Below are 13,506 nucleotides of genomic sequence, written 5' to 3'. Positions count from 1 at the left end.
ATATTCGTCTCATCTGTGACCCGTTGGCCCAGTTGACCCATTGCCAAGTGCAGGATTTCCATCTTGACGTCGGCCGCGCTGGATCCGGACACACATGTCCCATTCCGCTTCATATCTTGTATCGCTGCATCTCCGAGTGTTCCGATATCAGTCGGGCCTAGTACTTGATCGAAACCATACCAATTGCCGTTGTGACGAACAATATTAAATCCGCAATAGCCTTCGACGACCAATTCTGTTCCGGAGGCTTTCAGTCGTGCCGCTGCATGAGCGGTTACTGCATCGCCATGGATCACAGCATCCACGGCGTCGCGCAACCACGTGAACCCCTTCTGTCCATCCGAAAAGAGTTTGGCATTCTCCGCAGTCATGACGTCCACACCTTGCCGAACCGGAAAATACTTTCCCGCAATCTCAACGATATTCCAGCCCAACAGGCCTTCCCGCACCAATCGCGGAGTATGGAGGACATTCGAGGGCAGCTCTTTTACCAACAGAGGACGCTGCCGTAATGCACTTGTTTTCGAAGAAAATAGCGAGCCACGAGAGTAGCCGAGAGCTTGCATAAAATCCTGTGGTAAGGCATCAAACAGGGCGAAATGACGCTCTTCGAAACATTCCATGTGACGACCAATTCGGCCCTTAGAAAAAGTGGCGCTGGTTTGGTCGTAAAGTTTTGAACCATAGTCTCGCGGGCTTCCAGAAACATGCAGTTTCAGCTGCATGGCCCATATCGCGTTCTGCTGCTCAGTGTCGCTTCCGCCACCGCGTTTCCCCACCAGTTCTTCATAGCTTACCGGGATCACATTGGTGAAATTCATCCAACCGGCATATCTATTGATACGCTCGCGGATGGTCCCCATAACGGTGTGATCCGCTATCAGCCGTTCCAATTGTCCGGACTGGTTTGCAAAGCAATTGAGATATCCAGAGAACGTGTGCTCGGGCCTCACAAACCAATCCAACTCGGACACAATAATATCGAGCGGATTACGATACACAAAAATCGCCGGCGATCGGAACAATAATTGGCGTCCCATGGGATCGAACCAATCGCCGAGCATCAAATCTCTGCAGGGAGCGTGATAATGATAGCCGACTGGAGTAGACCACGTGCCAGGCTGTGGTGCTCGTTCGGGCGATCGACTCAACGCCATCAGATCGAGAAGGCGAATCACCATATGGGTTCCAGCCTTCGGGATGGAAAGCAGGAATACCGTGCGTTTACTGCAGTGATGCTCCGTCACCGGAGCAATGACCGCGATGTTCCTGTCGATGCAGTCATGGAGCACCCGTGAAACATCTGTGCCGTTGCCGCCAGTGACAAGGACAACGTCTGCATCCGCGATGTCCGGCTTCCGGAATGTCGCGAACTGCCCTTCAATCCATGATATTCCGGTTTTTCGCAAGGCATTGGCCAATTCCATACCGCAAGGATTCGGCCCAATTACTATGGCTTTGCGGGCGCCTAATTCGAAGGCTCGTTCGAGCGATTTCTCAATCGCAACCCCGGCGTCAGGTTCGAAAAACTCCAAGTACCGGTTCACGTCTCGGCCATCCTTCCAATAGCTTGAAGCGCTTCCTCATATGTGCGCGTGACCACAATCGTCGACGGCAGTGTAGATTTGTCGAGCCGCCCCAAATCCATGGGACCCAGCGATTGAGGGACAGAATAATGGTGTGCGCCCAGACGCACGATGTTGTATCCAGCGACGCTCCCAACGAGTCGGGGAAGAGCCGATGTTGCATCAGAATGCGTCAATGCGGAAAACATGGACTCAGAACGATCGCCCAACCCTTCGGAAAAAATCTTGCTGTAGCGCTCACGCAAATCCCCAAGCGACCTGTCATTACCTGCCGCAGCCTCTTCAGCGACCTGCCGCAGCTCCTGAAGATAACTAAAGACGGTTTCCGAAATAGGTGCCATACGCGCCATGAATCCCGCCTCGAGAGCATCGTCCCGCACGGTAGACCGCTCGATCTCAATTGCACCTTGGCGAGGATAGTGCTTGAATTTAAAACGAGGTGACGGCGTGAAGTTCGTCTTGTTGAATGCGAAAGCTATCAAATCGTCGTCCAGATTTTCTACATACGGCTGCCCCCTACGGATGTGCTCCTCAATGAGCACCTGGTCAGGGGTATAGTCGCTCTCTTTAAAATAGGTAATCGGATCATAGCCAAATCGTTGCAGATACTCTCCAAAGCCGGCATCCTCAAATAGTTTGAGGTGCGTATTGGTAATATTGAACTGCCAATCGTAAAGCAAACCACGACGAAAACTATGTCTGTGATAGCGGGTCAAGTTGCGATGATCCAACTCGCTCCAGACTCGTGTAGCATATTCAGCGCTGACGGGCTCACCGGTTGCCTGTGCAATGCGTTGAATTTCCTCACCAGGATATTGGATGAGATCCTCCCAACGCATCACATAATCAAATCGGTCAGACACGGAGACAAATTCGTCCAAGTATTTCTTGAGGAAGACGATCAGCCCGGAAATAAACTCCGGGTTGGTGAGTTTGTTCAACGCAAGTTCGCGTCGAATCTGGTGCTCGTCCAGATTCAGCTCGCGCTGGATGTATTCACTAGCCAGCGCGTTGATGGAGAAAACGGAGGAATGGATAATATCGATTGGGTTGCGGATCGACGTAAACTTCCTGAATTCCGAATAGTCGGACATTGTCAGCCAGCGCGCCGGATGGCTGTGCGAATGAATAATTTCGTCGAAAGCCAGCACCCATCGCGGCAAATACAGTAAGAACGTGAAATCACCCGCCCCTTTGATGCCGAGGTACTTGCGAACGCAGACAGTATCTTCATCTTCGGTGCAAATCCATTTCGGACCGCCTACGAGGATCGAGAATTCCTTATTGAAGAAAAGTCTCTCTTCACCGACCTGCCTGCAAAACCAGTCTCTTATGGCGGCATCTAGATATTCTCCAGCAATGGCGATATACGGATCGGCAATTTGCTGGGCGCGCGGCTTGACATTGCCGCGGTCACGATAGAGGATCGACAACACTGACAGTAGTAAGGTGAATCCCCCTCGAGGAGGGCCCACTACTAGAAATCGAGGATTAATCGAAGGATTACTCATGATGCTTCGGGCTGGAAATAACCTCACATTTGAACGAAAGATCAAAAAATCCCGTTGACTTGCCCCGGTGCGCTACCGAAAGGTGAGCTGCGGCCCTCCTATTGTCCAAGAACGTCCACGTCCCATTGATTATCTCGCCAATGCCGAAGTTGATGAAATAATCTCCTCCGCAAAGAGCAGGCTGCATTGAGACTGCATATACCCACGTTTCGCCAGGCCGTGCTTCCGGTAGAGGAATCTCGCTCATTGCAGTGTTTGATCCGGTTATGACTATTCCTTCGGGGCTAACGATGGCCCAGCCGAGCTCAGGTCGACCAATTTCTCTTGTGAATCGCACCTTAAGGTAAATCTTTATCTCTTCATTGCCTGATAGAACGTTGAAATCCGCGTATCCGTCAATGGTAACAAGGAAATCTACGATCTCTGCCTCTCGGTTACCCAAACGCCGTTCATGTGAATTATAATACTGAAACTTCTTGTAGACGGGACCGTTACTTCCCCCCTCTAAGAATTCCTGGAATTCGATTTTACTGATTTGGTTCGACTCATTGCTACAGACGGCTATTTTCTGTTCCGTCGGCATCACTGTGGTCTCACATTCGCCGGTGAGGCCTGATCCATAGAGAAGGTCGTGATAGGCTGCAATCACAGCGTCCACGGAATCACGGGCAACAATCTTTCCGCTGTCGAGCAGAAGCGCTGTGTTGCAATTGCGTTGGATCGCTTCGGTACTGTGGCTGACGAAAAGGATACAGGTCCCCTTGTTGCGCATCGCACGGATGCGGCTGTAACACTTTTCCTGGAATTTTGCATCCCCTACGCCAAGGATTTCATCCACGACCAGGACGTCTGGGTCCACATGAATCGCGCTGGCAAAAGCAACTCGTGCAAACATCCCGGATGAGTACGTTTTGACCGGTTGATCGAAAAACTCTCCGATATCGGCGAAGGCTTCGATCTCCGGTAGCCGCCGCAGCATCTCTTTCCGAGAAAATCCCATGATCGCGCCGTTCAAGATGATATTGTCCCGTCCCGTAAATTCAGGGTTGAATCCGGCTCCCAGTTCGAGCAAAGCGGAAACTCGCCCATTAACCTGAACTTCTCCGCTCGTCGCCTGCATCACCGCACATATGATTTGTAACAGCGTGGATTTTCCCGACCCGTTTCTCCCCAGAATGCCGATGCTCTCACCCCGCTTGACCTCAAAAGACACATCGCGCAACGCCCAGAACTCATGGTGATACCGCTTCCGAAACGGGTGAAGCGCCTCCAAGAGACGCTCTTTCGGAGAGGCGAAGAGTCGAAATTTCTTGGACACGTTTCGAACAATTATGACGGGAAGAGGCCGCATGGGAAGATTACATGACGTCGGCAAATTCCGGCTTCAGCCGACCGAACACATAGGCACCGGCCAGAAACGTTGCGGTCACGACACACCAAAAATAGGCTGTATGTGCCGCGCTCGGCCACACGATTTCATTGAAGACCAACAGGCCGCGATACCCTTCGATGATGTAATACATCGGATTGAAGAACAACAGCCCGCGATACTCTTCGGGTATCATATCCGATGACCAGACGATCGGTGTCGTCCAGAACAACAGATTCAGAACAATGGACAACGCATGGGAAACATCGCGATAGAACACCTGTATCGCGGAGAGTAACCAACCGAGCCCGAGGAGCAAGACACAGGCGCAAAGGAGGAAATAGACGACCATCAATCGATCGGCAGCGAACGGCACTTGGTACCATGCCAGCAAACCGGTCACTATGAGCAGGAAAATCGAATGAGGGACCAATCCGGCCATAATATTGACCACTGGAAGGATCTCGGACGGGAAGACTGTCTTCTTGATCAAATGAGCATGACGGGTAATCGAGTCGGTCGCCGCCAGCAGCGTTTCATTGAAAAAGAGCCACGGCACCAATCCGCACACAAACCAGAGCAGGAACGGGGCTCCGTCCGGCCCCTGAGATCTGAACCCGACTGCAAAGACAAAATAGAAGACGGTAATCACCGCGAGCGGGTGCGCGAAGGTCCATAGAATGCCGCCGAACGTGCCCACGTACCTGCTCTGTAATTCCCGAACCGCCAGAGCGAGAATCATGGGTTGATGACGATGGAGATTGCGAATCAGCTGAAGGATCGGTATCACCTGCCGTCTGAAAAGAAGTGCTTTCCTATTTTATTGAGGCGGTGGTGCGACTACATCTTCACATTTGCCCTTACACGTTTCCGTAGCGCGTGTTCTTGATCATCGTATATCCTTTGATCAAGTCGCCGATTCCCGCATCGAGCGAGTGCATCGGCTTGAAGCCGGTGCCTTCGATTTTGGCGTTGGAGACGATATAGTTTCGTTGATCCGGATCCTTGCCCACCGGGGCATCGAGGAATACGAAGTCGGGAATCTGTTTCTGGATATGTTCGCAGAGCTCTCTCTTTGACACATTGGCATCGGACAAACCGACGTTGTAGATCTGACTTTTCATCTTGTCGAAATTTTTAATGGCATGCTGGAACACGCGTGAGACGTCGCGCACATGCACGTAATTGCGTTTGAAGGAACTTTCAAACAAGACCACGAAGCGATCATAAACGGCTCGATAGGTAAAATCATTGACCAGCAAATCGATCCGCATGCGGGGCGACATCCCAAACACCGTGGCCAGGCGGAAACTGATCGCGTTCTCTCGCTGCATCAGCTCCTTCTCGATGGCCACCTTCTCCTTCGCATAGATGGAAATCGGATTGAGCGGCGATTCTTCGGTGCAGAAGTTATTCTTATCCCCGGTCCCATATGCGCTGTTCGTGGTCGGCATCAAAACCATCTGTTGCTTCGACAGCAATTTCAGCATGAGCATAATGGCATCATGGTTAACGGTCGTCGCGCCCACCGGGTCTTGGCTGCACATCGGCGCCCCCACCAGCGCGGCCAATGGAATCACGACATCGGCCTTCTTTATTAAGGGAGCCATCACGCTTTCAATGCGGATATCGCCTTTCAGTACCGAAAAGTTGGGGTGATGGCACACATGGTTGAGGCTGGCTTGCTTGTACATGAAGCTATCCAGCACCGTAATCTTGTGCCCCAACTGAAGAAGATCCGGAACCATGGTAGAGCCCAGATAGCCGGCACCACCGGTAACGAGAATGTTGTAACTCATCGACATACCTTCTTTTGCTGATTAATGAACAGTGCCCCTGTGGGCCATCCCTGTCAACAGAATCGAAGCCCGATGATAATCCTCGGGCACCCCGATATCGATAAACGTCCCTTTGAATTCGATGCCAAACAGCCTGCGGCCGGCGGCAAAGGCGTTAGGGAACAGGTCGTCCTCCAAAGACACCTTTTCACCCACACCTGGAGCCTTCGACAATACTCGTGGATGCACCCAATAGACTCCCCCGTTGGCAAGGCGGGAGCCCTGCTCGACACCGGACTTCAGTGACGTGATCCGTCCCTCAGGCGACACCTCGATGCCCATGTACCGACTGTTCTCGGTCGTCCTGAATAGAGAAAAGCACCAATCAGCATCATGTTTCAGGGCATAGGCATTCAATACGTTCCAGTCCACCCCGAAGTAGGTATCTCCATTTAAAAGCAAAAACGGCTCTCGACGGCCCACTTTCTCGACGGCAGCCAAAAACCCTCCTCCGGTTCCCAAGGGGCGTTCCTCTACGGCATACTCGATCTCCGCCCCTTTGTATCGAATCCCAAAATGCTGCACGATGACTTCATATCGATACCCCACGGACAACACAAATCGTCTGACCCCTTGGCTGATCCAATAATCGAGTTGGTATTCAAGAAAGGGGCGTCCGTTGATCGGAGCCATGGGCTTTGGCAGATCGGGCACAGCGCTGCGCAATCTGGTCCCGAGCCCGCCGGCAAGGATCACGGCCGAGGACATGATACTTTCACACGGAGTTTAAAACCTTGCACAACTCGTCAATCTCCTCATCGCGCAGATCCGGATAGTTGCCGATGTAGAAACCGTAGAAGTGAACATGCTCGGTTTCCGGAAAGAGCAGGTGGTGATTTTTCGGAACAATGCCTTGTAAATACGGCTGGCGAATCTGATTGCCTCCTCCCGCGCTCCCCCGTCGAAACTCGATCCCGGACTCGCGCATCACGTTCATGAGGCGCTCGACCAGCGCGTTGTCCGGCCGTTTGAGAATCAGATTGAACGCATAATTGCTCGACCCTTCGATCCTAAAATCGGTGCGGTACTTATTGGAATCAAGCTGTGTGAGAAACCGCATCAGATTGTCCGTCCGTCGCTTCACGTTACGATCCAGACGTCTCAGTTGACTGCGGCCCAGAATGCCGCCGATCTCCGTATTCCTTGTGTTATAGGCCGGAAACGCGAAGATGAAATCAGGATTCAATTCGGGATTCGCGGACCGGTAAGCGGCTTGTACGGCCGGATCGTTGGCCTCTCGGACCATACCATGAGAGCGCAACATGCGCGCTTGTTGGTACACTTCCTGATCATTCGTGCAAATCATCCCTCCCTCGATCGTGCTCATATGGTGCGCGTAGTAGAAGGAGAAATTCGATATCCATCCAAAACTTCCCAACTTCCGGCCATTATGGGTGGCCCCATGGGATTCACAGACGTCTTCGATCAGACAAATGCGCCGCTGGTGCAATTCACTCAACAGTCGGTCCTCCAGTCCATTGAAACCTTGGACGTGTGTCAGGAATACCGCACGGGTCCGTTCCGTGATCGCAGCACAAATCTTATCCGGATTCATTCCCAAGGTCCGTGGAACGATATCTACGAAGACCGGCTTGAATCCATTTTGCAGCACCGACGCGATATCGGATACCCAGGCCAACGGCGGAACGATGACCTCACCGCCCTCGGGGTAACGGATCTTCAAGACGGCCATCGTCAAGAGATTCGCCGACGCACCAGAATTGACGAAGACACTGTGCTTCACTCCCAACCAGGCAGACCATTCCGCCTCAAAGGCCCGCACATTCGAACCGTGCGTCAGAATTGGATCTTCCTGTTTGAGATGCTCAATCACCGCATCGAGATCTTCACGAAGGATATTGTTGCGCATCAATGGGAATTTCATACCCGCCTATGTGCTCTCATGGGGTCAACCGACACAGATAGTACCGTTCTACACACACAGCCGCTATTTCTCGTTGTAATAGTCTCCGTATTCGACGATGATCGTACTGCGTCCGTCGTCACGCAGCAGCGCCCACTCGTAGGCGGGGAACACGTCCTTCGGTTCTTCCAGTCGAATAACTTCGATCGTGCCGCACATCATGCGGATCGCCTCCGTAAAATCACCCACATGCTGATGCTGCGGATGGAGCGGACGCTGAGAGCCGATGCCCGTCCGGATAATGGCCTTCGTCTTGTACCCGCCGTTGGACATCATTTGAATTTTGTCCAAGTGATTGACCAGTTGATTGATTCCCAGAAGCAGGAAGTTCCATCGCGGGAAAATACTCACGGGGACGAGTCCTGTAAGCGCAAAGCCGGTCGTCATCCCCATCTGCATCTCTTCGGCAACCGGGAGCTCGATCAACCGATGAGACGGCACCTCCTTGAGCGTATTGCTCATTGCCGTCCCGGCGACGGACACGGCTTGCCCGAGAAAGACCGTCCGCGAGTCCTTCGCCAAGAAATTCATGGACCGTTTCAGCTCGTCAAAATATTTCATGTCTCACCTGTTAAAACTGGACCCGCACGCCGGCGCCGGCATGCGGATACTTCGTTTCATAGCGGTAGTAGCTGATGTACTCGTCGGCGGTGTCTTCAAAACTCAGGCGAGGCTGATTCCAAGCCTCTCTGGTATCGGTACAAACCGATTTCGCGTTGTCCTCAATAACGAAATGGATCGGCAAACGATGGTTTCGGCTATATTTGATCGCCTCATGCGCGATACCCGTTTCCGCCGTCATGTCACCCATGAAGCAATAGACCTTGGCATCTTCCCCACGCCGTTGGATCGACATCGCCGCGCCGACGGCGATGGGCAATACACCCCCGACAATGGCAGAGGAGAAGACACGCTGCTCGGGGAAGCAGAGAGAGATCGATCGTCCGGCTAAAATCTCATCTCGGACACGATCCTTCGGCACTCCCTTCAGCAAGCACTGATAATGAGACCGCCACGAGCAGAACACCCAATCTTGAGGTCGAATGTTGCGAAACACGCGGATAATCGCCTCTTCATTTCCATAATAGAGATGAATGGGCGCACGAATCTTGCCCGTGTTGAACAACTCCGCAATCTCTTCTTCAAAGGCAATCAGCTCTTCTTTCGTCATCTTCTCATCCTCTATCTGCCACACGAGACCATCGCGTGAACGTCCGATCAGCTATGCTCGGGCTTCACACACCTGTGAGGTCTCTTTGCCGACATGGTCCACATACCACCGGTAGGTGTCGGCAATTCCTTCGGCGAGCGTGACTTTCGGTCTCCATCCAAGCGATTGAATCCGCGCGCTGTCAAGCAGTTTCCGAGGAGCACCGTCGGGCTTTGTCCGATCCCATGTGAGCCCTCCCCGATATCCGACGATGCCTGCTATCAATTCTGCCAGCTCTTTAATTGATACATCCTGACCCACTCCAATGTTGATGGGAACCTCGACAGCAACCTCGTCTTGCCTTAAGAGATGCACACAGGCATCGGCGATGTCGTCCGCATGGACGAACTCCCGTCTCGGCGAGCCGCTTCCCCATAAGACGACCGATTCGGCGCCGCTCACTTTGGCCTGATGAAAACGCGCCATAAGGGCGGACAAGACGTGTGCCGATTTAGGGTCATAATTGTCGTGCGGTCCATAGGCGCTATTCGGAATCACTGGAATGAAGCGGGTATCGTGGTCTTGTTTGTTATACGCCAGACACTGATACGTTCCCACAAGCTTGGAAATCGCATACGGCAAACTCGTCGGCTCGGGTTTGCCCGACAAGAGTGCATCTTCGGCCATCGGTTGAGAACATTCCTTGGGATACATGCAGGAAGAGCCGAATAGAATCAGTCTTCGCACGCCGGCCTTACGTGCTGCCTTCAGTACATTAAGCTGAATGGCGACATTCTCATCCATAAAATCGGCCGGAAAGGTCTGGTTTTCCATGATGCCGCCGACTCGTCCGGCAGCGAGGATCACATACTCCGGATGAACCTCCTCGAAGAACTCGGACACCTGTTTGCTGTTCTGAAGATCCAATTCACTGCGCCGTCTGGTGATCGGAGTCCGATAGCCATCCCGCTCCAACCGACGTAAGACCGCCGAGCCGATGAGACCGGCATGGCCTGCGACATACGTAACGGCATCGTGCTTCATATGAGGATCAAGAGAGCCCGTAAGGCTGATACAACACGACGCGACTGCCCGAGTTCTCAAATCGAAACGGCACATGCACCAGATGCTTCAGCCGATCCTGGACCTTTGATTGCAATTCCGGCTTTACGAACAACAACAAAAATCCCCCGCCGCCGGCTCCGAGAATCTTGCCTCCGACGGCGCCCACTCTCATGGCTTCCTCATACAAATAGTCGATCTCCGGTGTAGAAACCTTGTCGGACAGACTGCGCTTGCACAGCCAGCTTTGGTGGAGCAATCTGCCGACCTCCTCGATAGGCGTCTTGGGGTTCTGAAGGATCTGAATGGCTTCATCCACCATCTCCTTCATACGATTCAACTCGGCCCTCCGACTCTTGAAGTTCTCGATCTTTGATTTGGCGACCTCCGACGCAATCCTCGAAAAACCTGTGAAGCACAGCATCAGATGGGACTCAAACTCTTGCAGCCGGTTCTTGGTCAGAATGATGGGCGACACTTCGAAGGAATCGTTCCTCTTGAAGTCGATCCGGTTGAACCCTCCGAAGGAGGCTGAGATCTGATCTTGCGAGCCGACATTCTCCTTGATGATCTGCTGTTCCATATGGATGGCTTGGGCGGCCAATTCGTCCTTTGAGATATATTTCCCGCGCAACGCGGCAATGGCATAGATCAATCCCACCGTGAAAGACGAACTGGATCCGAGGCCCGACCGCGCCGGCAAGTCGCCGTCGTGATGAATTTCCAACCCCCGGTCATCGCACCCTGCCCAGCCGAGAACCGCGCGGACTGCGGGATGTTTGATTTCTTCCACGGAGCGAACATTCTCGATGAGCGAGTAGACGATGCGATGCTTGTGCTCGAAGAAAGGCGGGAGGTACCGGCAGCTGATGTGGCAATATTTATCGATCGAGGTGGACAAGACGACCCCGCCATGCTCCTGATACCAGGCCGGATAATCGGTGCCGCCGCCGAAAAATGAAATGCGGAACGGTGTTCGTGTGATAATCATGTCCCACGCCTCCTCCTCGAGAGCCGGCTCATCGGCATCGGACCGTCATCAATCACCGAGCAACTTCCGACGCAACCTCACCTGAGCCATGGCTTCGACGTTTGCCCGTTCTTTCTCTCCAAACTTGGTTTCAACCAATTTCAGGTACGCGGGATTTGAAAAGTACTTCTGCCACGCCTCATCCCGGAACTTCAGCACCTCCGCCGCTGTCACATGCTTCGTCGGAAGCGGCTGACTATCGTACGACAGGAAGGCATACCCGCTATAGCTGTCCGGCAGTTTCCATCCTTGTCCTTTGGCCATGTGGGACATCGGACTTCCCGGCAAGGCCTGACAGGGGTACATATTGGCCATTTCGGTATTCAGTTCAAGCGCTAAATTCAACGTCTCTCCCATCGTCTCCACCGTATCGTCGGGAAACCCGAAAATGTAGTTACTGATGATATTCATCCCGGCGGCCCGCACCTTGTCGCAGACTGCTCGAATGTTGACTTCTTGAAACGACCCCTTGGACACCTCTTGCCGCACCGTTTGGTTTCCGGCTTCGATCCCGAGCGCCAACCAGTTGATGCCGGCTCGCCGAAACAAGTCGATATATTCATGTCGCACCGTATCGACTCTGGCGTACGCCCACATCCGCAAGCGCATGTCGCGTTCGATGAGGTCTCCCAAGAGAGGTTCATAGTACTTCCGATTCAAGAAGAACATTTCGTCGCTGATACGGATCGTCTCCACTCCCATCTTCGCAAGCTTTTCAAGCTCACCCGCGATCAACTTCGAACTCCAAAACCGCATTCCGCGAGAATGGGACGCATCGATCCCGCTTCCGTTGTCCACGCGATTGACGATGTTGATCATGCAAAAATCACAGGCAAATGTGCACCCCAGAGACGTGTAGATCGCCGCGAACGGTGTACGCTTCTCATGATCGAACTCGGCATGCCAAAAATGTGCTCGATACATATCCAACGGACGTGATCGATATGGCAAGAGATCCCATGCATAGCCCGGCATATCGATGTCCATCCGAGCCTGCGGGACGATGCCTTGCGGTTCGTTCAAGACGGCTCGATGATTTTCTCTCGAATTGCCGACCTTATATCCGATCCCCTTCACAGCCCCCAAATTGGAACGGAGATCGGTCAGCAGAAGATTGTGCAAGGCATATACACCCTCATTCAGCAGTACAAAATCGACAAACGGAAGCTGCAAGACGTCCATGGGCAATGCGCTGGTATGAGATCCCACGAAACAGATGGGGAGAGTCGGATAGTGTTGCTTGAGCTCTTTTGCAAGCGCGCTGGCACCGATCATTCCGGTGGTTCCTGAATTTGGGTTTTGTCCGTACACCACGAACACAACCAACCGGGGATTCGCGCCCTGAATACGGTTGACCGCCTCGGACAGGGACAATTTCTCCGCGTCACAATCCAGAATCGCCACGCCGAAGTCCTTCGCTCGGCATGACTGCGCGAGCAACAGGGCCCATGTCGGGGGCTCAATTGCCGAGTAAGTCTTCGCCAATCCTTGATAGGCCTGTAAGGACGAATCGGCATTAACGAAAAGCACATCAAGTCTTTTGGAAGGCATGCGCGGTGTGGCTATCACGAACGTTCTCGCTCCTCGACTTGCGCTCGCAAATTCTTCACCAGGATGATTGGCCATTATGCCAGGCAGATGTCACTGCACAAATACGGAGAGGCACGAGGCGGGGATGACGACAGCCCCTCTCAGCTGAACATTCGTTCTCTGAGTTTGACTGCCAGCGCATACGGAGCGACTCGGAGCACACGCGAGCGACACAACCAATGTCGCCACATATTCTTTCTCAGCGGGAGAAGTTCATGCGGCTGAATTTCTCCGATTACCTGCGACTTACCATCACGAAAACGATGGACCACACTTCCCCTGAGGACGCCCTTACCGTACTCCTTCACAGCCTTAAGATACGCGATTTGTCCGGGTTTCTCCACAGTTCTCAAGCGTTGACTGCGCTGATCATGGTGCCGACGGCCAAAATTGGCGACCACCGGAATAAAATAGGGACAATAGCCATGGGTAAAAAACTTGTACAT

General features: G+C 52.9%; 13 protein-coding genes. All 13 read right to left on the bottom strand.

From position 1 onward, the window contains the following. On the bottom strand, window positions 1–1,547 hold a 1,547-nt coding region (locus tag ACOSYY_RS06535; protein ID WP_421661461.1), incomplete at its 3' end, for a hypothetical protein. Continuing rightward, window positions 1,544–3,019 carry a sulfotransferase family protein gene (locus tag ACOSYY_RS06530; RefSeq protein WP_421661460.1) on the bottom strand — a complete coding sequence of 492 codons (1,476 nt, stop codon included), beginning with the start codon at window positions 3,017–3,019 and terminating at the stop codon, window positions 1,544–1,546. The genes ACOSYY_RS06530 and ACOSYY_RS06535, both read right to left, overlap by 4 nt. A gap of 70 nt (window positions 3,020–3,089) precedes the next feature. Next, window positions 3,090–4,415, bottom strand: coding sequence for an ABC transporter ATP-binding protein (locus tag ACOSYY_RS06525; RefSeq protein ID WP_421661459.1), 1,326 nt, complete (start codon window positions 4,413–4,415; stop codon window positions 3,090–3,092). A 40-nt stretch (window positions 4,416–4,455) separates the two neighbouring features. Continuing rightward, a complete protein-coding gene (locus tag ACOSYY_RS06520; protein ID WP_421661458.1) occupies window positions 4,456–5,208 on the bottom strand; it encodes an ABC transporter permease in 753 nt (250 codons plus the stop codon). 118 nt (window positions 5,209–5,326) lie between these two features. Continuing rightward, the gene (locus ACOSYY_RS06515; protein WP_421661457.1) at window positions 5,327–6,265 is read right to left on the bottom strand and encodes an NAD-dependent epimerase/dehydratase family protein; all 939 of its coding nucleotides are present in this window, start codon (window positions 6,263–6,265) and stop codon (window positions 5,327–5,329) included. Window positions 6,266–6,286: 21 nt separating this feature from the next. Further along, window positions 6,287–7,012 carry a nucleotidyltransferase family protein gene (locus tag ACOSYY_RS06510; RefSeq protein ID WP_421661456.1) on the bottom strand — a complete coding sequence of 242 codons (726 nt, stop codon included), beginning with the start codon at window positions 7,010–7,012 and terminating at the stop codon, window positions 6,287–6,289. A 7-nt stretch (window positions 7,013–7,019) separates the two neighbouring features. Beyond that, window positions 7,020–8,189: a DegT/DnrJ/EryC1/StrS family aminotransferase gene (locus tag ACOSYY_RS06505; protein ID WP_421661455.1), complete on the bottom strand. Its 1,170-nt coding sequence runs from the start codon at window positions 8,187–8,189 to the stop codon at window positions 7,020–7,022. Window positions 8,190–8,252: 63 nt separating this feature from the next. After that, complete coding sequence (locus ACOSYY_RS06500) at window positions 8,253–8,789, bottom strand: hypothetical protein (RefSeq protein WP_421661454.1); 537 nt, start codon at window positions 8,787–8,789, stop codon at window positions 8,253–8,255. 10 nt (window positions 8,790–8,799) lie between these two features. Continuing rightward, on the bottom strand, window positions 8,800–9,399 hold the full coding sequence (locus ACOSYY_RS06495; protein ID WP_421661453.1) for a thiamine pyrophosphate-dependent enzyme: 600 nt from the start codon (window positions 9,397–9,399) through the stop codon (window positions 8,800–8,802). Between the two features lie 51 nt (window positions 9,400–9,450). Next, window positions 9,451–10,422, bottom strand: a complete 972-nt coding sequence (locus ACOSYY_RS06490) for a GDP-L-fucose synthase family protein (RefSeq protein WP_421661452.1) — start codon at window positions 10,420–10,422, stop codon at window positions 9,451–9,453. A 7-nt stretch (window positions 10,423–10,429) separates the two neighbouring features. Then, window positions 10,430–11,431 carry a GHMP family kinase ATP-binding protein gene (locus tag ACOSYY_RS06485; protein ID WP_421661451.1) on the bottom strand — a complete coding sequence of 334 codons (1,002 nt, stop codon included), beginning with the start codon at window positions 11,429–11,431 and terminating at the stop codon, window positions 10,430–10,432. A 48-nt stretch (window positions 11,432–11,479) separates the two neighbouring features. Then, on the bottom strand, window positions 11,480–13,039 hold the full coding sequence (locus ACOSYY_RS06480) for a B12-binding domain-containing radical SAM protein (protein ID WP_421661450.1): 1,560 nt from the start codon (window positions 13,037–13,039) through the stop codon (window positions 11,480–11,482). Between the two features lie 122 nt (window positions 13,040–13,161). Beyond that, a partial coding sequence (locus ACOSYY_RS06475) for a hypothetical protein (RefSeq protein ID WP_421661449.1) occupies window positions 13,162–13,506 on the bottom strand: 345 nt, incomplete at its 5' end.

The organism is Nitrospira sp. BLG_2, from assembly GCF_049222245.1.
This window is presented reverse-complemented; position numbering and strand designations above follow the sequence as displayed.